This is a genomic window from Paenibacillus violae (assembly GCF_032461945.1).
Lineage (GTDB): Bacteria > Bacillota > Bacilli > Paenibacillales > NBRC-103111 > Paenibacillus_E > Paenibacillus_E violae.
This window is the reverse complement of record NZ_JAWCUD010000006.1, coordinates 34,476-56,177: the sequence shown is the minus strand read 5'-3', so window position 1 is coordinate 56,177 and position 21,702 is coordinate 34,476. Positions and strand designations below refer to the sequence as shown.

Sequence of the window (21,702 nt, the reverse complement as noted above, 5' to 3'; positions counted from 1 at the left end):
GTATATCCAATGACATCCAATGACATTCCCATATGCATGGCCGCGTGCCTGATCATCACTCTCTTTCAATGGTTTCGCTTGAAAAACAGGCCGACCAAAGAGAAAGCGGCTTATCTCTCTATTTTAGCCTTATGCTGGATTCTAGCGATCGCTTTAGTTATGAATCCGGGAATGCCAGGTCCGACGCAGTTGGTAAATTACATTTTCTACCCTCTTGGTAAACTTTTAGATCATTAAAGGAGCACTTACGGACATGCAGATTGGCGGGAAACAATTATTCTGGATGATATTGACCATGCAGCTGGGGATGACCATTTTACTGACAATAAATCCATCTATCCAAACTGCGAAGCAAGATGCCTGGCTTTCAACCGTTTGCGCAACCGGAATAGGTGCAGGGGTCGCTTATGTTTGCTCACGGTTGAGTCTATATCATCCAGGACAAACCATCGTTGAATTTTCAAAGAGATTATTTGGTCGATACATCGGCTATACGGTTACGGTGGTGTATTTCATCTACTGGTACAGCGTGCTTGCTATCATTATAAGGCAGTACGCAGAGTTCATCGTTGCGACTATTCTGCCCAAAACTCCAATCCTTGTCCCGATGCTAGGCATGCTCCTCGTTGCGATTTATGTAACTTTCTCGGGGATAGAGGTTATCGCGAGATGCTGCGAAATCTTAGGACCTTTAACCCTTCTTGGGATTGCTATTCCTCTCTTGCTGAGCCTAAAAAATGTCCATATTAACAATATCCTTCCCTTCTATGTGGATACCGGTGCGATGACAATCTTAAAAGGAGCGCTGCCGACTTCAACGTTTCTTGGAGACTGCATCCTTCTGCTCGTCATCATGGGCTTTCTATCAAAGCCTCAAGATGGGGTGAAACCAGCCATACTCGGGGTTGCTGCTGCTGGTCTGTTAACAAGCATTTCGACTTTCTTAATCCTTTCCGTATTTGGACACATCGCCCCTTCGGGCCAAACCTATCCTTATTTTAATTTGATTCGTTATATTTCCTATTTCGACTTTTTTCAAAACCTGGATTCCTTTGTTATCGCCATCTGGATTATTAGTGTGTTCACTAAAGTATCTCTCTACTTTTTCGTGTGTACATATGGAACAGCTCAAAGTTTCGGCCTTAAAAAATGGCGACGTATGATTTGGTTCGTAGCACCGGTTATCGCGCTGCTTACCTTGATCCCTCGGGACTTTATCGATAGTTCCGTGTTATTTCCACAAAAAATCGCGATTCCTTATTTATTACCCCTCCATGGGATCATTCTGCCACTCTTGATGTGGGGAGTTGCCAAGTTGAAATATAAATAAAACCCTTGCGAATTCCCGACTGGGGAATCACAAGGGTTGTTTTTTGGATTCGCTATAGAGCATTAGTTGCTGATAAATTCCTGCACCCATTCTCCGTTATAATAGGCGACGCCAATTTTTGTGTAATTGGGGTTCAAAATATTTTCACGGTGCCCCGTACTGTTCATCCAGGCCTCCATTACGGCCTCTGGTGTAGGTTGTCCTTTAGCAATGTTCTCACCTGCATAGGAATAAGGAATACCATAAGTGCTCATCATATCAAAAGGTGACCCATAGGTCGGCGACGTATGATCAAAATAGTCGTTGTTGTACATATCTTTGGCTTTATCCAACGCCATAGCTGTAAGGGCGCTATCGCTGGTGAGCGCTTGTAGCCCAGCTTTTACACGTTCCTGGTTAACTAATGTAACGACTTGGCTGGCAAAAGCGGATTGCGCAGATGTAGCTGGCGTTGATGGGGCAGCTGGTGTAGATGGAGCAGGCACTGACGGGGCTGGTGTTTGAGAGCCGCCGCTTGTCCCTGTGCTGCCAGGAAGGTTCAACGTCATCCCAGACCAGATCACATTCGGGTTGGCAACCTGAGGGTTAGCCTGAATCAGCGAAGTGAGACTTACGCCATACTTCTGGGAGATCAACCACATGGTATCGTTGTCTGACACCGTGTACGTGGCGGATGCCGCCATGGCTGCGCTGGAACTCATTAGGACGCTTAGTCCAATAGCACCGGTTACGACTAGCTGTTTATAACGTTTTAACATAGAAATCTCTCCTTTTTGCGGCCTGCGAGGTTAGCTGTCGGATTCGGGTCAAAGAGTAATCACCCGGTCGCGTTCATAGCGACTTCACCCCAAAGATTGGGTCCCCCGTGCTTTCAAAGAAGCTTCGGCCTTCTAAGTTTTTTGACCATAATCGATCTTTCCGATTGTAACACGGGGTTTTTCCGAAAACATGCCGCAAAATTTTCCAACGTTTTATGAAAGCGTAATCATCGATCCACAAAAAATTTTCCAACAACCATGAATAAAAAACCATAACTTCCACAAAATACTCATACACCAAATAAAGGAGTGAATCCAAATGGCTAGCAGTAGAAGCAATACATTACTTGTGCAACAAGCAAAATCAGCTCTTGAGCAAATGAAATACGAGGTCGCTCAGGAACTAGGTATTCAGATTCCTCAGGACGGGTATTATGGCTACATGGCTACTCGTGATACCGGCGCAATCGGCGGACACATTACGAGAAGATTGATTCAAATCGCTGAGCAGCAGCTAAGCGGCAGCACCGGTAACTTTAGACGCATGTAACAACAGCATGTACAGAGAAAAGACTGCACCACCACTTCCTCCTTGGTGATCCAGTCTTTTTTTACATCACAAATTCCATGAAAACCGGCGAACGAAGCCTTCCGTTTCTCGTCCAATTTTTCGTCTTAATTTTGGCCATTAGCCGCGGTTCCATATAAGCAAAATGATTGTCCTCTTTGTAGACTAAGCGGTGCTTCACGCCATCGAGCGCCTTTTGATGCAGAGGCGTTACCCCGGTCTCAATCACCCCAACCGGAATCTTCAAACCATTCGCTGAATCAATGGACGCCAGCAAAGCAAAATTATTTTTCCTGTAACCAGAAATATAAACATCTGCATAAGTCCAGTTAATCACTTTTTGCCATTGCCTGGAGCGCTTGTTGCTCTCGTACTTGAAATTTTCTTTTTTCGACTTCAAAATGATGCCCTCAAGCCCATCCTGCCGGATTTTCTCAAAATAATCCACCGCTTTACCCTCGTAAACCTTCACCCTTTTGTACCTGTCATTCTCGATGAAAGCTTGCTCCAACAGCTCCTTGCGTTTAAGCAAGGGTAATTCAGTGACATCAATTCCCTTGTATTTTAAAATATCAAATGCAAAAAATACAACAGGCGATAAGTCTGTCGGATTTAAAAATCTAGCTGACATCGCTTCAAAGTCCGGTTTACCTTGATCATCCAAAATAACCAATTCACCGTCAAGGATCGTTCCCTCGGGAATCGGGCATTGGAACAGCTCAGGAAATTTATGCGTAACCAATTGCTTGTCTTTCGTATATACATAGAGTTTGTCCAAATTAGAAAGAATGCACCTAAAACCGTCAAACTTAAGTTCTGCAATATGATGTTTGCTGTTATAAGGTCTATTATCTTTGGCGTCTTGCAAAAGCATAGGAGAAATGAACATATGATATCACCCTAAGTTAGATAATACTGTACAGTGATTCATCTGCCTATAGGGACTTGAAGGAAATCGAGGGCTACCCGCTCCAGTTTCGACAAAACAAGTGCAATCCCTCTCTACAAAGCGACAATCAAATTCGCAGATCCCGTTTATAATGGAGATAGATGAATGGGAGGGATGTTCGCATGGACAAGCTATTTATCAAAAGACTGCATACGTTAAACCGTCGCGACGAACTTAGATCAATGCTGCTGCTTGAAGGTATCAAAGCCACACTCAAACGGAAAAAGGAACTCGGCTTATTTTATAGATTGTTCAAGAAAACGAAGAAGAAACCGATGGTTGCTAAAGGATGGAATTAAACTGTCATACGCATAAGAGGCGGTCCTTAAAGTAGATCTCTCTACCTTAGGGCCGCCTCTGCTATTTTGCTGCCTTACTTGCCGCTCTTCGCGTATTGCGCGCTGAACTCTTCAATGACTTTATCGCCGCCGGCTTTTCTCCACTGCTCGATAGCTTGCTTCCAGCCTGCTTCATCGATTTTACCCAAGATATACTTCGTACGGGCGTCGTCAATGATCGGCTTCAGCTCGCTGCCTTTGGTCGTTTGTGTCTCGGAAACGAGCGGATTCGTCGGGTTATTGACCGCGATAGCCTCGTTCTCTTTAATCATTTTGCCGTATTTCTCCATGAGCGGTGTTTCTTTCCCCGTCGTTTTTGCCGTATACTTGGCGATTTGAAGCTGCAGATAACTGGAGCCTACTTCGGTGTCCTGCAGCTTTTGGTCAATAAATACCGGCTTGCCGTCTTCGATCTTATAGTGTTTGCCTTCGATGCCCCAGCCCAGCAAATCCAACATCTTCTGATCGGAAATTTTATCAAAGAAGCCTAGAATTTGTTTTAACTCCGCCTCGGTTTTCACACTTGATTTCGGGAACATAAACACACTGTTATAGCCTACGCCGCCCGGCAATCTCTCGCCTTTAGGCCCTTTTATTCGGGAGACAACATCTATATCTGCGCCAGGGAACGTTTTGGAAAGCGATGCCTGATAACCCGCTCCGTCAATCATATTCGAAATCACCGCTCCAGCTTTGCCCTGGTTGATATCGTCTTTCTTCTGTTGATTGTTCAGAACAGGGAAGTCCTGCTTAATGAGCTTCTCGTCGTACAGCTTTTTATAAAATTTCATCGCTTCGAAATACTCTGGCGCTAGAAAATCAGGACTTAATTTGCCCTCCTTTACTTCCCAGGAATTCGGAGCACCCATAATGGAGGCTATGACGCCAAAACCGTCCATCGTTTTCTCTTCCGTCAAACCAACCGTGTCCGCTTTGCCATTTTTGTCAGGATCATTCAGTGTAAACGCTTTAAAAACGTTATATAAATCATCAAGCGTTTTCGGTTCGCTTAAGCCTACGTTTTTCAACCAGTCGCTGCGGAAAAGAACTCCATAGGTGGACAAATCGCGGGCACGAAATAAGCCGTAAATTTTGCCATCCACCTTGATATTGTCAAAAACAGCCGGGTTCATTTTAGACAGATTCGGATAGTCCTTGAGGTAAGGACCCACTTCCCAGAACACGCCGGCACGCACAGCGCTCAAAATGTTCGAATCCTTATTGTTCTGCACAAGCAACGCCTTGGGAAGCTCGCCGGAAGCAATCGTGACATTGACCTTTTCTTTGTAGGAAGAGTTGGGGACCCAGGAGATGTCCAATTTCGTGTTCGTATAAGCTTCAATCTGTTTTTGCACTTCACTGTCCGCTTTGGGCGGCTCTGCATACATGAGTGTCATGACACTTAGCTTCAAGGGCTCTTTGCTTACAGGCGCACTGCTAGTACCCGCATTCCCTCCTGCAGCTGGACTCGCTTCGTTTCCACAACCGGCCAGCAGCGCTGCAGCGCCAACCATCATTCCCATTGCAGCCAAACCGCTTTTTCTCATTCCCGCGTATTTTCTCATTGTGGCAATGCCTCCCCATAGTCTTATTTTATATGAATGCTTCCCAATCACAATAGTTTTCGGGAGCCTGTTCAACCTTTTACAGAACCGATCATGACTCCTTTGGCAAAATGCTTCTGAAGGAACGGATAGACGAGTAGAATCGGCACCGTTGAAATGACAATGACAGCCATCTTAATGATTTGTGATGGAGGCGCGATATAATTCTGATCAAACTGCGTCGAATCACCGATTCCACCTTGGGATAAGATGACGATTTGCCTCAGCCAGACTTGAATCGGCCACATTTTCGAATCGTTAATGTACATGATTGCGTTGAAAAAGGTGTTCCAATGGCCTACCGCATAAAACAAGGCAAACGTAGCAAGCACTGGCGCCGATAAAGGCAGCACAATTCGGAAAAGCAAGCCCACGTCGCTGCAGCCGTCAATTTTGGCCGCTTCCTCAAGTCCCTCGGGCAGCTGACGGAAAAAGCTCACAACGACGATGAGGTTAAACGCACTGATCGCATTGGGAATCAGCAGAGACCAGTAGCTGTTCAGCATGCCAAGCGCCTTAACGACAAGGAACGTTGGCAGAATCCCGCCGTGGAACAGCATGGTGAAGACGATCAGCATCATAAACAGCTTTCTTCCTTCAAAATCCTGCCTCGAAAGCGGATAGGCGAGCAGCGAGGTGAACAAAAGATTGATAAAGGTACCGACCACTGTAATGCCGATCGTCACAAATAGGCTGTTCACAATCGTTTGAGTCGAGAAAATGTAGCGGTAACCTTCCAACGAGAAGGAAGTAGGGAACAAAATGAATCCCCGTCTGAGCACCTCTTCCGGCTCTGCAAATGATACCGAGATAATGTAGATAAACGGCAGCAGCGTGACGAGAGCAAATAACGCCAGAAACGTGTAATTGAAGCCATCAAAGATGCGGCTGCCTATGCTTTTGTTGATCATTAAACATGACTCCCTTCTTTAATACAGGCCGCTTTCGCCGAATTTTTTGGCCAACCGATTGGCCCCAACCACCAGCACCAGCCCAATGATCGACTTAAACAATCCGACTGCTGTACTGTAGCTGAACTGGCCTTGCTGAATCCCGACGTTGTAAACGTAGGTGTCAAATACTTCGCCTACCTCGCGGTTCATGGCGTTCAGCATTAAGAAGATTTGTTCAAAGCCGGTATCCAGGAACGACCCCAGTCGAAGAATAAATAAAATGACAATGACACTGCGGATGGCAGGAAGCGTAATATGCCACAATTGGCGGAAACGGTTCGCGCCATCGATTCTTGCCGCTTCATACAACTGCGGATCCACCCCGGCCAGTGCTGCCAAGAAAATAATCGTTCCCCAGCCTGTTTCCTTCCATACCACTTGCGAAACGATCATCGTTCGAAACCACTCGCTTGAGATAAGGAACTCCATTTTCGGCAGGCCCAATGAAACGAAAAGGTCGTTGACGATGCCTCCTTCCGTCGTGAAAAAGATGTAGGAGATCCCAACCACAACCACCCAGGAAACGAAGTGGGGGATGTAGACAATCGTCTGAATGCTGCGTTTGAAAACTTCCCTGCGCACTTCATTTAATAACAGGGCTAGAATGATTGGCAGCGGGAAGAAAAAGACCAGATTGTACACGGCGAGAATAATCGTATTTTTGAAAAGCATTGCGAATGAAGCATCGAAAAAGAACCTCTCAAAATGTTTGAAACCCACCCATTTGCTGTGCAGCATCCCAAGTGCCGGCTGGTAGTCCTGAAAGGAAATCAACAGCCCCCACATGGGGAAATAACGAAAAATAATAAAGTAGAGCATGCCTGGAAGCGCCATCGCATACAGCCATTTGTTTTTCAGCAAACGGTTGATTCTCGTGCGGGCTTTGCTTCTCGCAGCCGTATCCGCTTTTACCGGTCTAGAAGTCAGTTCCACGTTGACTCGTCCTCCTCGTTTGTTTTGACATGGTTAGCGTATCGAGACTGGAAATTGCCTGCAATAATCAGCAGCGCTCCATCTGCGAATGAGCCGTTTATTCGCCGTTTAAGCAAGCATTTATAATCATTAGCGGCCCTGCGGGTAATCATTTTGAACGCAAAAAAGAGGCTGTCTCCGGTATGGGAACAACCTCTCTAGATTGTTATCTATCTGAAAATAGCTAGAATCGGGCTGCTTGCAAGCAAATTCGTCAACCAATAGCATCCCTGCGCTGTTCCCGGTACTGGCCCGGTGTCATCCCTTCCAGTTTGCGGAACTGGCGGATGAAATTTTGCGCATTAGTGTACTGCAAGCGTTCTGCAATGTCGGTGATCTTCATCTCCGTGCTGCTCAGCCAGCTTTTGGCCATATCATGGCGGTATCCCGCCAAGTATTCACTAAAGCTCATCCCCGCTTCCTTCCGGAACATCCGGCGGATATAGTGAGTGCTGTAGTTCAACCGCAGCGCGCACTGCTCCAGCGTCAGTTCACTATCATAATGGGCATGAATGAGGTCCATCACTGAGCGAGAAATGCTTTTGCCGGACGATTCGTGACGCTTGCGGGTCAGCTCCATCATCGGATGAATCATCTGCGATTTAAACCACACTTCAATTTCCTGCGGTGTCTTCAATCGGAACATGTGCTCATACGCATTCCGTTGATCCGGAAACGAGAGTTCCCCCGTATCCCCCATGTCGTACAAGACGCGGATGAGATCCGTCAACAGCATGGCAAAAGACATTCGGTAAACATTTGAATCCGTCTCTACGCGTAGAACGTCCTGTATAAACTGATGCAGCAGTTCCTCAGCCTTGTCCTTATCAAGTAAAGCAATAGCCTGCGTTAGCTCCGACACCAAATGGTGTGGGTAATAGTGACTTGAGGCTTGTTTGGGCTTCAAGTCATCGAGATGCAGAATTGCTTTCTCGCCAAGACGAATTCGGTATTGCAGCGCTTCTTTGGCTTCCAGAAATGCCCCTGAAGTCGCAAACAATTGGTCATAAGGCCTGCTGATACCGATACTTACCTTCAGTCCCAAATATTCGTCTACAGCACTTTGCACCGACATGGCCAGCGCACTCCATTCACTGAGCAGCTCCATATGGTTGTCCGTATCACTGCCGACCAAAATCACCTGATAATTGCCAATAGGCATCGCATGAATACGCTGCGGCATCCCAATCAGCTCTGCGGCCATATTATTAATCGCAAAAAGCAGCAAATCCTGCTCACTGGAACGATAACGCGTTTGATCCAGTGTATCGATCTGCAGGACCAGCACCGCATAGTTCTTCCAAACAGGCAGCTGGAACCGCTCCGCCTGCTCCTCCATCTCGCCGCGGTACAACTCGCCTTGGAACAGCTTCAGCATGAAGTAGTCCACCAGTTGACCGGCCTGAATCTTCATCTGCCCTTCCAGCTGCTCCTTCGATTGATGGAGCGAGGCCACCTGCGTGCCAATCCATTGCAGTTCGTCTTTGACGGCAGACCCGCCGCTTTGCGGCTTACTATGGCGCATCGTGAATTCCATGAGACTGCGTACAGGGAAATACATCCGCTTGGAAGCCCAGTAAGACAGCAGCGCGGCAAAAAGCAGCAGCACAATGCATGCGGTTAACGTCGCCCATCCGATAGCAGCGGATTCCTTCCTTGCTTCCTCCAGCGGGATCACCGACACATAGGTCCAATTATTGTAGCGAGATTGATTATAAATCACACTATACGGTTGTCCCGATAAGGTGCTATTCACATATCCTTGTGTATGTCCTGATTGCTGAAGCTCCTTGGCCCAAGGCTCGGCAAGAACACTTTGACCAATTCTCGCAGGATCACTGTGAATGATAATCTTCATTTTGTCATCCAAGACCATCGTTTCCCTGGTTGAGAAACCTCCCGTCAGTAGCTTGGAGAGCTCCGTGTTCGACATGCGTACGAATAAATATCCTTTGGGCTCGGCAGCCAGTGGTGGAATCGTTTTCACAAGTTTGATTCCTGCAAAAGAGGCATCCTGATCAGGCAGCCACCGCGATGTATAGACATAGGCAAGCGCATTCGACGCTTTCGCAGCGTCAGTGCCAAAGTAAAAGCCGCCGTCTTTGATATACCAACCGTTTTGTAAACTGTGCAGCTCCGCTGATTTCACGCCTAATTCATAGGTTTGAACGCCAAGAAGCCCTTTTACCAGCAGATCGATATCCTGGAAATCTTCAATCTCCATGCGTTTCGCCACGGAATTGATCACAAAAGGCGTCTCCGCGAACCGTCCGGAAACCTGATCGATTACCTTCAGAATCTGCTCAACCCGGCTTTGCGATTGCTGCAAAATGAACACATTCGCTTCGTTCACCTTGGCCTGAACCGTGGAAGTCGATTGAAAGAAAGCGTATACACCCAGGCACAGCAAAGGCACCGCGCTAATCAGTGAGGTCGTAATCAGCAGTTTTATTAGAAATGATGAGTATCGCGAAGGCATAAGTCCCTCCATTTCGGAAGAGTAAACAACAATGTAAAAATACAAAAATGACACCCTAATTGTTTAGAAGTGTCATTTCCGGTGCAATTCATATTATTATTGAGCTTTAACGATCTCTCTACCTTTATATGAACCGCAGTTTTTGCAAACATGATGTGCTTTCTTCAATTCTGCACATTGTTCACACTTCACCATTCCTGGTACTTCCAGTTTAAAGTGAGTACGGCGCTTATCGCGACGTGTTTTGGACGTTCTCCGTTGAGGAACTGCCATTTTCAAAACACCTCTTTTCAGTTACATAAATCAACAAAGAATATAATAACTTTCTTGAACTATATTGTCAATGCTGAGTTGGGATAATGGTTATATGGAGAATGAAAATACAAGAACGCTATCCGTTCTTCGTGCGGTAATTAGTGGGGAGAACGGCTCAAGAACGGGTGGCGTTCTTGGGGTTGTAAGTCTTTTCGTACTTTCCGTTCTATTCAAGTCACGTCTTTTGATTAAGAATTATCCGAAACATAAAGTGCTTTTCATTACTAATTTAAATCGAATTCAAACCCGATCAGAGACTCGTCTCCGCCTTCCTTTTATCAGCAAGCTTACTCCTAGCAATCCTATAAATATGACGATCCCAATAGCTCCCCATAAGAGTGAACCATTACGAACCCCCGCATAAAGACCACTCATTGCAATCGTGAAGGGAAGTATGCCCAAGCCAGTGGTCCAGATAAAAGACCAAATGTTTATTTTCAAAAAACCCAACGCATAATTCACAAAATGATACGGGACCAAAGGGACGAATCGAATGAGTAAAAGACCAAACGTTTCATGCCTTTTTGTGAACTCTTCTACTTTTTGTAGAAATGGCTGCGCTAATTTACCGAAGAAAGGCTTTGCAATCCATTTGGTGAGATACAGCGCACCCACCGCGCCGAGTACACCGCCTATCCACGAATAAATACCACCCCAAACGGGACCATATATTTCCATGAGTGCGATAGAGATAAACTCTCCAGGTACCGGTAGAATATTAACAATGGACTGCACAAAGATGCCAATGATAGTGCCTATCCACCCAAGCTCCCGAATACGATGAATGTACCCATCTGCTTCTCCTGTATGAACAAGATAAAGATAATAACCTGAGATACCTACAATGACAAGTATACTAATAACGCTAAAAAGCTTCGTATTAGGTCCTGTTTGCTTCATATAAAACTTCCTGACTGATCGAAATCGCATGTTCTGAGATCGGCATAGGTTCCGCAGTAACCGCGTATTTTTTGTAGAGTTCCTCAGTAGAAATAGTTGCTATTCTTGGAGACAATAGTTCACTTTTCAGTTTCAATCGATCTCTTCCGTTAGGATGAAGCACATATAATAACGTCTTTAAATAGATCTGTGTAAATCTGCTAAACAAACCTTTTGGTAACTCTGTCACGGTAAAACCTAATTGTCTAGAACCTCTGTGTATCATAGTGATTCCGTAGATCGCTTTGACTTTTTCGGGCATGCTATGAATCCGTTGGGCCAGTGTGGGCAAAAAGCTCTGTACATCATGTTTCATTTTGACGGCAAGTTGGAACATAGAGGTAGATTCCGTAATCAATTGATGAAGTTTCTCATTATTAAAATGAAGTTCAACAACCAGATCTCCGGAAGTCAACTCTTCCCCACTTCCCAAATGGATCGTTTTCCCGTGATATTTGACCACTCGGCTATTGAAAATTTGATTATTCACATCAATTGGCCGAATGTTGAATAACCAATTGAACATGCGTTCCCATTTTAACCAGATGAAAACGAGACATTTCTTTACAAGCCCACTTGGCTTCCTTTTCTTAAATTGTAGTAATTGTAAGTAGGTGTCTATGGGTAGAAAAGGAAAATTTCGCTGTTTGCATATTTCAATGAAATCCTCGAGGGCCTTCAGCATATGGTGAGGAGCATCTCGATTCGCCCCAAAAGTCTGCCCACTATCATGAAGCACGATAATATGATTCATTTGTAGTTTGGCTAATAAGGTTGATCTTATGCGGTTCTTGCCTCCCCTGCTTCTCCAATCTTTTACCATTAACGACCAGAGAACCAAACGATATTGCTTCACTAAAAATAGGTCAAAGACATTGATAATCCCCCAAGGAGGACGATAATAAATCGGCTTTACCCCAATAATCTTCTCAATCGCTTCTACGGAATCATTCAATTGCTTTCGAACCGTTTTCGGGGTCATAAAAGCATTTGTCCAATGGACATAATTGTGAATGCCGATCAGATGCCCTTCATGATGAATGCGCAGAATGATATCTGGATACTTCTCCGCTTTGGACCCAAGTACAAAGAATGCGGCTTTGATCTGATATTTGGAGAGAAGATCCAACAATTGCGGCGTAAACTCTGGATCAGGACCATCGTCAAAGGTTAAAGCTATGCCTTCCTTGCTCACTTTCTTTTTGTACACCCACAGACAAAGTAAACGAACGATAATAGTAGGCAAAATTGTATATAGAAGCAGTACGATAAAAATGCCCCATAACAATGTATGCAAGCCAATCACATTCTTTCTAGAGTGGATTGTTTAAATCATGGGTGAATTCGATATCACTTGCTCTCTCCTGCGTCCAAAGATCGTACTAAGAACGTCCGTAACGATCCTTTCTGCTGCTTTTCTATGATGTAAGAAATCCATTTTGTTTTTTACTAGAGAAACACTAGTATCATTATCTATAAATTGACGAATTTGGTTAGCGAGATCACTCATCCGATGACTGATAAATGCAATACCTTTTTCAGAAAAATAAGTGGCATTATCCTTTTCTTGACCAGCGAACGGGCGATAAATAAAAAGTGGAACTTTTAGAGCAAGAGATTCAGCTAGTGTTAAACCTCCTGCTTTACTAATGATACATGTGGCTGAAGCCATTAGTTCATCCATCCGCTCGACGAAACCCAGAATCTTGACTCTGCAATTATTTTGAAATTGCTTTGTCAGGAGTTGATTCAACTTAGCATTTCGGCCACATACCACAGTAATATGACAGTCCTTTATAACATCAAGACTTTTTATCATTTTAGCTGTAAGGTCTAATTGACTATATGCCCCAACTATAATAAGTATCATTTTATTGTTTTTATTCTCATTCGGATAGTTATTATTTTCAAAAGCATCTCGAATGGGTATTCCCGTTACTTCTATGACCTTTTCATTGATCCCATTCTCGATCATATTAGCTTTCAAATCTTCACTTGCCACATAGTATTTATCAATTGCAGGATGAAGCCATCTTGCATGAATGACATAATCCGTCATTATGGTGAACGTTGGAATATCGAAAAGCTTGCTTACAATAGGAGAAGCTCCATATGGAAATGTATTGATAACACCATCTGGTTGTTCTCTTTGAATAATCTCATACAATTGTTTGGTTCCTAACCGATTTAAACCAGCAAGAACAGGACTATAAGCATTGTTTCTTTGAGTCAAATAATAGCTCCAACCATAATAATGAATACCAAATCTCGCAGCATGAAAACTACTCATATAAACAGAAGTGGATATTTTATTTAGTACGGGATGAGCTTCTTTCATCAAATCAATGATTTGAACATGAGCAAGGCTATATCGGCGACAATATTCTTTAATCGCGTATGCCGCTAGTTCGTGCCCCGCGCCATAACTCGCAGTAAGTACTAGAATCCGAGGTAATTTGGTCAATTCGCATTTCCTCCAGTGCGTTAGTCTACACTGCCTGGTAATTCGCTTGTGAAAGACATCTAAGATTAGTCCCATCATAATGAAGTTTATTAAAGTCATTGTGAACTAATTCTTAAGTTTTTCTTAATTGGACCTATTATTACTAATAACTACCCGAGTGTATACTCAAACATCTAATTAAAAATTTACATGAATCCTCATCTCTATCTTACCAACGTACTTAAACGAAGTCTAAATAAATCGATGAATGATGCCTTAATTTTTCACTCAGCCGTTTAGGTTCTTTTCATGTAAAAAAAATCCATATCTTTATAAAACAAAAAAGCTGCAGCTAGGCGGCTTTTATATATGAATTCTATTGGACTGTGGCGAACTTGCGAGTAGTGTTCCTATATTTTGTAGGTGAGATGCCTTTTTTAGCCGTGAATTGCTTGATAAGGTATGTGTCATACTCAAATCCTGTAGCACGTGCGATTTCATCAAGCTTCATACCTGTATGAGTTAAAAGCTCACATACAACCTTCAAACGATGTGATAGCAAGTAACCCATTGCTGTATCTCCGCACCTTTCCTGAAACATCTTATTCAGGGTTACACGGTTTAAATGAGCGCAATTCGTTAGATCTTCCAGAGAAATCTTTCTGGAATAGTTCATTTCTATATATTCTAACACGGAATCAACAGGTGATTGTTCACTATTTCGATTTAAATCCTCCAGCAAACCCAATATTTGAATGAGGTATCTTTTTACTCTGCACACCCAACGTGAATCACTTTGCGCCTGCACTTCCATACCTAGTATAAAAAACCATTCAAATAAAAGCGGAAATGCCTTCTCCGTGATGCGGGGGATAGTGGTATATGGATCATCTCTTTGAAAAAGTGATTGACCTGTTTGTATTCTCGGCCCCGTCGGAAAATAGCCCTGCGTTTCGGAAAGAACTGTGGTGTTCAGAAATTCGGGATGAAAATGAAAGGATTGTGCAGCAATGTTTTGTTTCTCCGTGACTTTCATATCATCTGTTTCAGCTAAGCAAAGAACACCAGGAGCGGAAATGGAAATTGGCCGTTCATTTAATGTCCCGCTCATACTTCCTGACGTAATGAGAATCAGAGTAAGACGTTCAGGATTAGGAAGCATGCTGAAATCCTCCACTGCGGCAAATTCAATATTCACGGTTCGGTTTTTGTGTCGATCTATTTGTGGCATAGCCATCACCTATCAAATATTATAGTTAATTACTTCATTATTGGCAGTGTACCAGACAAGTGTGAGAGATATAATAGCGATTGTACCAACAAAAGGAGGGAAAAACCACAATGGCTATTGAACGTTTTCACATTCATGTCTCTGACGAGATCCTTGACGATCTAACATACAGACTGCATCACACTCGTTGGCCAGATCAAATAGATAACACGGGGTGGGAACGAGGCACAGAATTAAGTTATTTAAAGTCGCTCATTTCTTATTGGAAAGAACATTATGACTGGCGCGCGCAAGAAACCCAGTTGAACCGCTTGTCCCAGTTTTGCTGCAATATCGACGGCATAGACGTGCACTTCGTACATGAACGTGGTAAAGGACCGAATCCAATGCCCATTATTCTTACCCACGGATGGCCCGACAGTTACCTTCGTTATCAAAAGATCATTCCTCTTCTTACCGATCCTGCCAGCTACGGCGGTAACCCTGAGGATTCTTTCGACGTGATTGTCCCTTCATTACCTGGGTTTGGATTCTCTAGTCGCCCTAAACATGCTGGCGTCAACAGTTTTCGCGTCTCGGAGATGTGGGCTAAGCTAATGACAGAAGAATTAGGGTACCGAAAATTTGCTGCCGCAGGTGGGGATATTGGATCAGGAGTTACAAGATATCTGGTAGCAAACCATCCTGAACTGTTATACGGCATCCACTTAACCGATATCGGCATTATAAGGAACCTCATGGCTTCATCTGATCAGGCGAAGCTTACGGAAGAAGAGCTGCAATACAAGAAAAGCGCTTCGGAATGGATTGCTCAAGAAGGTGGCTATATGTCCGTTCAATCCACAAAACCACAGAGCCTTGCTTATGGACTAACCGATTCACCGGCAGGCTTGGCTGGCTGGATCGTTGAAAAATATCGTGCATGGAGCGATTGCAATGGTAACCTTCAGCAGAAATTCAACGAGGATGAACTCATCACTCATATTATGTTGTATTGGGTTACGAACACAATCGGTTCTTCAGCACGGATGTATTATGAAAATTCACATTCTTTACCACCATTGGGCTATATAGATGTACCGACAGGCATCGCATTGTTCCCTGCAGATATTTTGCTACCTCCCAAAGAATGGGCAGTACGCAACCTAAATGTCATTCACTGGGCTTCGCTGCCCCGTGGCGGACATTTTACCGCTATGGAAGAACCCGAGCTTCTGGCTCAGGACATTTGTAACTTTTACAGGACTTTTAGAGTGAAGATGAATCATTAATATAATCGTTCTCTTCTTATGTTTGCTTGTTACTTTAATCCAAACAGATCAATAAGCAGATAGCCTAGAATTGAAAGCAATACAGACCCTATTAAACCTGCAGCAAACGAGTTCATCCCCAAGCGTCGGAACGTGGCCAAGTCAACATTAAGCCCAAGACCAGCCATCGCCATCGCAATCAGGAAATAGGCAAGAAGGATGATTTGGTTGGTAAAACCAGTTGGTATGAATCCTAATGTGTTTATACCACTCATAACAAGGAAGCCTAGAATAAACCATGGAATCGGAATGGATCTCCAGCTCGCTTTTTGGACGACGGTATTTTTCTTACGCTCGGTACGGTTTGTCCAGACACCAAGCACGATTGCCACCGGTACCAAAAGAGCAACTCTTGTTAATTTCACAATTACAGCCAGATCCACGGCATCTTTACCTCCGGGAGCTGCTGCCGCGATGACATGCGCAATTTCGTGAAGGGTTGCCCCAGAGAAGATACCATAACCTTTTGCTGTTAAGCCTAGGACCGGATATAGAATCGTATAGAGAAGTGTGAAAATGGTACCCAAAATAGCAACAGTCGCGGCTCCAATAGCTGTCTCATTATCATTCGCCTTAATTTGCGGTGATATCGCTACAACTGCAGCAGCCCCACAAATCGCGGTGCCACAGGCTGTCAAGATGCCTAAGCGGTTTTCTACCTTAAACAACCTTGCTATACCATAAACAACAAAAATCGTAAAAACGATATTAATAATTGCAATAACCAAAACTTTAGGACCAGCGTGAACGATATCGACCAAGTTCAATCTCATTCCCAACAAGATGATGCCGTAGCGTAAAAGCGTTTTGCTTGAGAAAGAGATCCCTTTTATGGCTTGCTGCGGGACCCCAATAACCCCCCTGTAAAGCATACCAAGCAGGATCGCTATCACAAGTTGGCCCATAATACTGAGAAACGGAAAGCCCCCTAAATACTTTGCAACGATTGCAAGAACGAAAGTTATGCTAATTCCTTGCACGAAATCTTGTCCCTTTTGCTTCATTGGTAAGGCATATAAGACTTCCATAATCCTCACCCTCTCCTTCAAGTTTAACTTTGTTGTCCTTTACCTCTTTCACTATAAGGCCGCTTTAACAATAAGTGAAATATCAATATTCAATCTTTACCATGAGAAAAACTTATGATTAAGTTGTGGCCCCTCCAAAGAATTTGTACAATATAGTTCTAGGGGGTATGGAAATGATTGTTGATGCACTTCGCGTGTTTGTTACGGTAGCAGAACAAAATAACTTCTCTAGAGCAGGAGAATTGTTAAACTTGTCCCAGCCAGCCGTTTCATTACAAATTCGCAACCTGGAAAACGAATTCAATGCCAAACTTATGCATCGATCGCCCAAGCATGTTGTTCTTACAGATGCAGGAGAGATACTATATCGGCAAGCTAAGCAAATTCTTTCCCTTTACGAACAAGGAAAACAAGACATCCATTTACTCAATCAGAAGGTAACAGGATCTATTCAAATTGGGGCTAGTTTTACAATTGGTGAATATATTTTGCCGCGGCTGCTTGCGGATTTTGCAAATCAGTTTCCAGAAGTCGATTTGTCTTTGACTATTGCCAATACAGAGGAGATTGCCTTAGCGCTGAAAGCCAACAAACTTGATCTAGGTTTAGTTGAGGGAGAAGTGTCACAGAACGGGATTCAACTTACAACTTATATGAAAGATGAAATGCTTCTCATTGCATCTCCGGATCATCCATTATGCGCCAAAAAGACCGTGAAGCCAGATATGCTCCATGATTGCACCTGGGTTCTCAGGGAACATGGCTCCGGTACCCGATCTTATAGCGATAAGTTTATCCATACGAACGACTTACGCATTAAACGATCCTATGTATTTACTAGCAGCCAAGGAGTTAAAGAAGCCGTTGCTGCTGGCTTAGGAATCTCCATTCTGTCACGCTGGATTGTTCGTAAAGAATTAGAAACTGGAGAGATTACGGCTATCCCTCTCAATCCCAAGCTAAAAGAACGTGATTTCTGGTTTATTCAAAATAAAGATACTTCTTCGTCAATGGCTATTCAAATGTTTATACAAAAGCTGTTGGAGCAAACGTCTTTCGTGCGTTCTTAATTCGGATAAAAAAGGCACCCTCAGTATACTGAGGGTGCCTTATCGTTTATTATTGGCGGCAATGAATTGAATGCCCCCGAGCTACATCAACCGCTGCCGCGAAGCCTCAAACAGCAGCACCGTAGCAGCCATGGCCACATTCAGCGACTCCGCCTTCCCCTGCATCGGGATGATGACCTGCACATCCGACAGCGCAGCAACCTCCGGCGACACGCCCCGGCCCTCGTTGCCGAGAATCAGCCACGTCGGCTGCCGCAGGTCCGTGTCGTAACACGAGCTCTGCGCCTGCAGGCTCGTGGTCACGAGGCGCACGCCGCGCTCACGCGCTCGCGGCAGCAAAAGCCCCAAATCTGCCTCCACAATCGGCAGATGATACATCGATCCCATCGTCGAGCGGATCGTCTTGGGATTGTACAGATCGACTGTGCCGCGGCCGAGCACTACCGCTTTGGCACCAACGGCATCCGCGCTGCGGATGATAGTGCCGAGGTTGCCCGGGTCCTGGACGCCGTCCAGGACCACAACAAGATCATGCTCGCCAGCGAGCAGCTCGTCCATGCCCAGCTGCGGCCGAGCAACAATAGCCAGCACGCCCTGCGGCGTCTGCGTATCCGTGCATTTCTCCAGGACGGCTTGGCTGACGCCGACCCATTCTACTTCGCCCGGCGATACCAGCCCAGCTAGACCGTCAGGCAAACCTTTTTCCAGGCTGAAGATAACGGTTTCGACAGAGGCTCCCGCACGCAGCGCTTCCTCCACCAGATGATGGCCTTCGATGATGTATTTCCCTTGCTTATCTCTACCCTTGCGTTCCAAAAGCTGTGCCCATTCTTTCACACGGGCATTTTGAACAGACATAATTTCCGTATGTGTCATTTCTTCTACCTACTCTGCAAAAGTCACTTCAAACGTTTGAAGATCCGAATTTTTTCCAACGACAACCAAAATATCATCAGGTCGCAGCTTTTCCTCCGCGCTTGGCGGAATGATCAGCTTATCATTGTGTTTGATCGCAATCACATTGCAACCATATTTGGCCCTAATATCAAGTTCTTTTAGATTTTGGCCAATCATATGACGGGAGGCTTGAATCTCCACAATGCTGTGATCTGAGGACAATTCTATGTAATCAACAATATTAGATGAGATTAAGTGATGCGCGACACGCTGTCCCATATCCCTCTCTGGATAAACGACCTTGTCAGCGCCGATTTTCTTAAGCACCTTCCCGTGCAAGTCATTCACAGCTTTCACAACTACCGTAGGTATTCCCATTTCTTTGAGAATTAATGTGGTCAAGATACTCGCTTGAATATCCTCCCCAATGGCGACTACGACAACGTCAAAATTGCGTATACCCAGAGCCCGAAGCGCTTCTTCATCCGTTGAATCCGCTTGTACGGCGTGCGTGACGATCGATGAGATCTCTTGCACAGTCTCTTCACGAGAATCAATGGCCATGACTTCAAAACCTAATTGTGACAACGTTCTGGCAATGCTGGACCCGAATCTTCCCATTCCAATAATGGCAAATTGTTTTCTCATAGGCTGGCGTTTCCTCCAAATTCCAATATGATTCTAAATTATAACATACTTGCGATCTGTAAACTCGCTGTGCGCGGAAAGAGGCGAAGGTGGAGGATGAACCGACATCAACTTGCGCATATTAGTATCGATAACGAAAGGGAAGCGAGGTCCACGAACGAATGAACATTACATTAAGACAGGCCATCGTCCAGAGAGTCCAAAATAAATCCAATGACGAACTTCAAGAAATTATTGAAGATTCGATTGGCGGGGAAGAAAGGGTATTGCCCGGGCTAGGTGTGCTTTTCGAAATCATATGGCAGCATAGTGAAGCAAATATCCAAAATGAACTCGTTGAAACCTTAAAAGGGCATCTCCCTTGACCCCAAATTCCCACCATCGGCTAGGGGGCTGCTCCTTGCAATCCCTTAGCTGCATATTCGTACTCGACAGCCTGATCTTCTCCAGCTATTCTCAGCAAGTAAAGCCGATTACTCCTGCTAATTCCTGCAATATATCCATCTTCACCTATTTAACTGAATTTTGTACCTCTAATTTCCCCATATCCGCTATGTTTCGCTAAAATTCCATCAATGTAGCTTGAGTTTCTACCTCTATTCCAATTCCTTCCACCTATCAGTGCACATTAACGGTAGTTTTTCCAATAGCAACGAGCCTTAGGGAATCGTCCACGCTGCTGTGCCCCACCCCTGCATCAAACAAAAAAATCCCCCTCTAATCCAAGAGGAGGATAATCGATCATTAATAATTGATAATTGCTAAAGCACAGTGTTCGGCGACAAAGGCGCCGGTCTTTCACAGCTGCTTTGCATCACATAGTGCTTGCCTTCACTCGCTGCGTCATGGAAGCCATGCATAGCCTCCAGCACATGGTACGCCAGCTCGCCATTCGCGCGATGCGCTTCACGCTCACCGCTGATGAGTGCTTGCGCCATTGCGGCAACACCCAAACCGCGGCTGTTTTCTTTGTAGCCATGGGATAATGGAATCGGCTCCCAGTCGGAACCATTTTTACGGATCATCACCTGACCGCCAAAAGTATTAGGATCCGGTACGCGCAAAGAGCCATGGCTGCCATAGATTTCAATGTTCGGCAGCTGCGTGCCGCCCATAATATCAAAGCTTGTAACCAGCGTAGCAATTGCGCCGCTATGGAAATCAAGCACGCCCGCAATATGCGTTGGCGTCTCTACCGTGATCTTCTGTCCGCGTTTTTTCTCGCTCTTAATTGTACGTTCCGGGAAGCTGATGCCTGTCGAGCCTGTTACACGGCGAATAGGCCCTAGCAGAGCTACTAATGCTGTAAGATAATAAGGACCCATATCGAACATAGGGCCGCCGCCTTTTGCATAGTAAAACTCAGGGTCCGGATGCCAATGCTCGTGACCTTTGCCCATCATGAAAGCCGTTGCGGCAATCGGTGTGCCGATCCAACCGTCATTGATCAGTTTCACGCATGTCTGAATTCCTCCACCGAGGAAGGTATCCGGCGCGCTGCCGACTGACAATCCTTTACGGCGAGCTACCTCCAGAATGCGTAAGCCCTCTTCGCGCGTAACCGCTAGCGGCTTTTCCACATAGACGTGTTTGCCCGCTTCCAATACCTGAATACAGACTTCCGCGTGTGCAGCTGGAATCGTCAGATTGATGACAATGTCAATATTCGCATCATTCAAAAGCTCCTGAACCGAATACGCGTGAGGAATATTAAACTCCTCCGCCCGCGCCTTCGCTCTCTCCAAATCGATATCCGCGCAAGCGAGCAGCTCCAAATGCTCAAAGTTAGGAATATTCTTCATATAAGCAGCACTAATATTCCCGCAACCAATAATACCAACCTTCTTTTTACTCATCTTTTTCGCTCCTC

Annotated in this window: 22 protein-coding genes and 1 riboswitch; of the genes, 7 read left to right on the top strand and 15 right to left on the bottom strand. The window is 44.9% G+C overall.

Translation table 11 applies throughout. From position 1 onward, the window contains the following. Positions 1-9 precede the first annotated feature (9 nt). Complete coding sequence (locus RQP52_RS18070) at positions 10-237, top strand: hypothetical protein (protein ID WP_315953169.1); 228 nt, start codon at positions 10-12, stop codon at positions 235-237. Positions 238-253: 16 nt separating this feature from the next. After that, complete coding sequence (locus RQP52_RS18065) at positions 254-1,330, top strand: GerAB/ArcD/ProY family transporter (RefSeq protein ID WP_315953168.1); 1,077 nt, start codon at positions 254-256, stop codon at positions 1,328-1,330. A 62-nt stretch (positions 1,331-1,392) separates the two neighbouring features. Here RQP52_RS18065 and RQP52_RS18060 read toward each other — a convergent pair whose 3' ends face one another. Then, positions 1,393-2,088, bottom strand: a complete 696-nt coding sequence (locus tag RQP52_RS18060; RefSeq protein ID WP_315953167.1) for a CAP domain-containing protein — start codon at positions 2,086-2,088, stop codon at positions 1,393-1,395. A gap of 4 nt (positions 2,089-2,092) precedes the next feature. Continuing rightward, positions 2,093-2,228: riboswitch (cyclic di-AMP (ydaO/yuaA leader) on the bottom strand. 179 nt (positions 2,229-2,407) lie between these two features. Between RQP52_RS18060 and RQP52_RS18055 the strand changes: the two genes are divergently transcribed. Further along, entirely contained in the window at positions 2,408-2,638 is a 231-nt protein-coding gene (locus RQP52_RS18055; protein ID WP_315953166.1) for an alpha/beta-type small acid-soluble spore protein, read from the top strand. A 61-nt stretch (positions 2,639-2,699) separates the two neighbouring features. Here the strand turns inward: RQP52_RS18055 and RQP52_RS18050 are convergent, their stop codons facing one another. Next, positions 2,700-3,530 carry an ATP-dependent DNA ligase gene (locus tag RQP52_RS18050; RefSeq protein WP_315953165.1) on the bottom strand — a complete coding sequence of 277 codons (831 nt, stop codon included), beginning with the start codon at positions 3,528-3,530 and terminating at the stop codon, positions 2,700-2,702. Between the two features lie 197 nt (positions 3,531-3,727). On the opposite strand from RQP52_RS18050, the gene RQP52_RS18045 reads away from it, so the two are divergent. Then, entirely contained in the window at positions 3,728-3,904 is a 177-nt protein-coding gene (locus RQP52_RS18045; protein WP_164819526.1) for a hypothetical protein, read from the top strand. A 74-nt stretch (positions 3,905-3,978) separates the two neighbouring features. On the opposite strand, the gene RQP52_RS18040 is transcribed toward RQP52_RS18045, so the two are convergent. The 9 genes from RQP52_RS18040 to RQP52_RS18000 all read right to left on the bottom strand — a co-directional run bounded on the left by RQP52_RS18040 (position 3,979) and on the right by RQP52_RS18000 (position 14,879). Further along, on the bottom strand, positions 3,979-5,508 hold the full coding sequence (locus RQP52_RS18040) for an extracellular solute-binding protein (RefSeq protein WP_315953164.1): 1,530 nt from the start codon (positions 5,506-5,508) through the stop codon (positions 3,979-3,981). A gap of 71 nt (positions 5,509-5,579) precedes the next feature. Next, positions 5,580-6,458, bottom strand: a complete 879-nt coding sequence (locus RQP52_RS18035) for a carbohydrate ABC transporter permease (protein ID WP_127453092.1) — start codon at positions 6,456-6,458, stop codon at positions 5,580-5,582. Between the two features lie 18 nt (positions 6,459-6,476). Beyond that, entirely contained in the window at positions 6,477-7,334 is an 858-nt protein-coding gene (locus RQP52_RS18030; protein ID WP_167062842.1) for an ABC transporter permease, read from the bottom strand. Positions 7,335-7,686: 352 nt separating this feature from the next. Beyond that, complete coding sequence (locus tag RQP52_RS18025) at positions 7,687-9,951, bottom strand: helix-turn-helix domain-containing protein (protein ID WP_315953163.1); 2,265 nt, start codon at positions 9,949-9,951, stop codon at positions 7,687-7,689. A gap of 96 nt (positions 9,952-10,047) precedes the next feature. Continuing rightward, the gene (gene rpmF / locus RQP52_RS18020; protein WP_028553571.1) at positions 10,048-10,224 is read right to left on the bottom strand and encodes a 50S ribosomal protein L32; all 177 of its coding nucleotides are present in this window, start codon (positions 10,222-10,224) and stop codon (positions 10,048-10,050) included. Positions 10,225-10,506: 282 nt separating this feature from the next. Beyond that, complete coding sequence (locus RQP52_RS18015) at positions 10,507-11,166, bottom strand: TVP38/TMEM64 family protein (RefSeq protein ID WP_315953162.1); 660 nt, start codon at positions 11,164-11,166, stop codon at positions 10,507-10,509. Then, a complete protein-coding gene (locus RQP52_RS18010; protein WP_315953161.1) occupies positions 11,147-12,502 on the bottom strand; it encodes a polysaccharide deacetylase family protein in 1,356 nt (451 codons plus the stop codon). Before RQP52_RS18010 ends, RQP52_RS18015 begins: the two co-directional genes overlap by 20 nt. 30 nt (positions 12,503-12,532) lie before the next feature. Then, positions 12,533-13,669, bottom strand: coding sequence for an MGDG synthase family glycosyltransferase (locus tag RQP52_RS18005; protein ID WP_315953160.1), 1,137 nt, complete (start codon positions 13,667-13,669; stop codon positions 12,533-12,535). Between the two features lie 355 nt (positions 13,670-14,024). Further along, positions 14,025-14,879, bottom strand: coding sequence for a helix-turn-helix domain-containing protein (locus RQP52_RS18000; protein ID WP_315953159.1), 855 nt, complete (start codon positions 14,877-14,879; stop codon positions 14,025-14,027). 110 nt (positions 14,880-14,989) lie between these two features. Here RQP52_RS18000 and RQP52_RS17995 point away from each other — a divergent pair, with 110 nt between their 5' ends. Beyond that, a complete protein-coding gene (locus tag RQP52_RS17995) occupies positions 14,990-16,150 on the top strand; it encodes an epoxide hydrolase family protein (RefSeq protein WP_315953158.1) in 1,161 nt (386 codons plus the stop codon). A 29-nt stretch (positions 16,151-16,179) separates the two neighbouring features. Here the strand turns inward: RQP52_RS17995 and RQP52_RS17990 are convergent, their stop codons facing one another. Continuing rightward, entirely contained in the window at positions 16,180-17,193 is a 1,014-nt protein-coding gene (locus RQP52_RS17990; protein ID WP_315953157.1) for a YeiH family protein, read from the bottom strand. A 197-nt stretch (positions 17,194-17,390) separates the two neighbouring features. Here RQP52_RS17990 and RQP52_RS17985 point away from each other — a divergent pair, with 197 nt between their 5' ends. Beyond that, positions 17,391-18,287, top strand: a complete 897-nt coding sequence (locus RQP52_RS17985; protein WP_315953156.1) for a LysR family transcriptional regulator — start codon at positions 17,391-17,393, stop codon at positions 18,285-18,287. An 81-nt stretch (positions 18,288-18,368) separates the two neighbouring features. Here the strand turns inward: RQP52_RS17985 and RQP52_RS17980 are convergent, their stop codons facing one another. Both RQP52_RS17980 and RQP52_RS17975 read right to left on the bottom strand, forming a co-directional pair. Further along, positions 18,369-19,163 (bottom strand): TrmH family RNA methyltransferase, encoded by a 795-nt coding sequence (locus tag RQP52_RS17980; RefSeq protein ID WP_315953155.1) that lies wholly within the window; start codon positions 19,161-19,163, stop codon positions 18,369-18,371. 9 nt (positions 19,164-19,172) lie between these two features. Further along, complete coding sequence (locus tag RQP52_RS17975) at positions 19,173-19,832, bottom strand: potassium channel family protein (RefSeq protein WP_315953154.1); 660 nt, start codon at positions 19,830-19,832, stop codon at positions 19,173-19,175. Between the two features lie 161 nt (positions 19,833-19,993). Here RQP52_RS17975 and sspI point away from each other — a divergent pair, with 161 nt between their 5' ends. Next, positions 19,994-20,197: a small acid-soluble spore protein SspI gene (gene sspI, locus RQP52_RS17970; RefSeq protein ID WP_127453137.1), complete on the top strand. Its 204-nt coding sequence runs from the start codon at positions 19,994-19,996 to the stop codon at positions 20,195-20,197. A 396-nt stretch (positions 20,198-20,593) separates the two neighbouring features. On the opposite strand, the gene RQP52_RS17965 is transcribed toward sspI, so the two are convergent. Beyond that, positions 20,594-21,688 (bottom strand): Gfo/Idh/MocA family protein, encoded by a 1,095-nt coding sequence (locus RQP52_RS17965; RefSeq protein WP_315953153.1) that lies wholly within the window; start codon positions 21,686-21,688, stop codon positions 20,594-20,596. Positions 21,689-21,702 lie beyond the last annotated feature (14 nt).

What these genes read in the sequence shown, in the direction of transcription:
- RQP52_RS18070 (WP_315953169.1), top strand. Translation starts at nt 10, where the DNA reads ATGACATCCAATGACATTCCCATATGCATGGCCGCGTGCCTGATCATC.
- RQP52_RS18065 (WP_315953168.1), top strand. Translation starts at nt 254, where the DNA reads ATGCAGATTGGCGGGAAACAATTATTCTGGATGATATTGACCATGCAG.
- RQP52_RS18060 (WP_315953167.1), bottom strand. Translation starts at nt 2,088, where the DNA reads ATGTTAAAACGTTATAAACAGCTAGTCGTAACCGGTGCTATTGGACTA.
- RQP52_RS18055 (WP_315953166.1), top strand. Translation starts at nt 2,408, where the DNA reads ATGGCTAGCAGTAGAAGCAATACATTACTTGTGCAACAAGCAAAATCA.
- RQP52_RS18050 (WP_315953165.1), bottom strand. Translation starts at nt 3,530, where the DNA reads ATGCTTTTGCAAGACGCCAAAGATAATAGACCTTATAACAGCAAACAT.
- RQP52_RS18045 (WP_164819526.1), top strand. Translation starts at nt 3,728, where the DNA reads ATGGACAAGCTATTTATCAAAAGACTGCATACGTTAAACCGTCGCGAC.
- RQP52_RS18040 (WP_315953164.1), bottom strand. Translation starts at nt 5,508, where the DNA reads ATGAGAAAATACGCGGGAATGAGAAAAAGCGGTTTGGCTGCAATGGGA.
- RQP52_RS18035 (WP_127453092.1), bottom strand. Translation starts at nt 6,458, where the DNA reads ATGATCAACAAAAGCATAGGCAGCCGCATCTTTGATGGCTTCAATTAC.
- RQP52_RS18030 (WP_167062842.1), bottom strand. Translation starts at nt 7,334, where the DNA reads ATGGCGCTTCCAGGCATGCTCTACTTTATTATTTTTCGTTATTTCCCC.
- RQP52_RS18025 (WP_315953163.1), bottom strand. Translation starts at nt 9,951, where the DNA reads ATGCCTTCGCGATACTCATCATTTCTAATAAAACTGCTGATTACGACC.
- rpmF (WP_028553571.1), bottom strand. Translation starts at nt 10,224, where the DNA reads ATGGCAGTTCCTCAACGGAGAACGTCCAAAACACGTCGCGATAAGCGC.
- RQP52_RS18015 (WP_315953162.1), bottom strand. Translation starts at nt 11,166, where the DNA reads ATGAAGCAAACAGGACCTAATACGAAGCTTTTTAGCGTTATTAGTATA.
- RQP52_RS18000 (WP_315953159.1), bottom strand. Translation starts at nt 14,879, where the DNA reads ATGCCACAAATAGATCGACACAAAAACCGAACCGTGAATATTGAATTT.
- RQP52_RS17995 (WP_315953158.1), top strand. Translation starts at nt 14,990, where the DNA reads ATGGCTATTGAACGTTTTCACATTCATGTCTCTGACGAGATCCTTGAC.
- RQP52_RS17990 (WP_315953157.1), bottom strand. Translation starts at nt 17,193, where the DNA reads ATGAAGCAAAAGGGACAAGATTTCGTGCAAGGAATTAGCATAACTTTC.
- RQP52_RS17985 (WP_315953156.1), top strand. Translation starts at nt 17,391, where the DNA reads ATGATTGTTGATGCACTTCGCGTGTTTGTTACGGTAGCAGAACAAAAT.
- RQP52_RS17980 (WP_315953155.1), bottom strand. Translation starts at nt 19,163, where the DNA reads ATGACACATACGGAAATTATGTCTGTTCAAAATGCCCGTGTGAAAGAA.
- RQP52_RS17975 (WP_315953154.1), bottom strand. Translation starts at nt 19,832, where the DNA reads ATGAGAAAACAATTTGCCATTATTGGAATGGGAAGATTCGGGTCCAGC.
- sspI (WP_127453137.1), top strand. Translation starts at nt 19,994, where the DNA reads ATGAACATTACATTAAGACAGGCCATCGTCCAGAGAGTCCAAAATAAA.
- RQP52_RS17965 (WP_315953153.1), bottom strand. Translation starts at nt 21,688, where the DNA reads ATGAGTAAAAAGAAGGTTGGTATTATTGGTTGCGGGAATATTAGTGCT.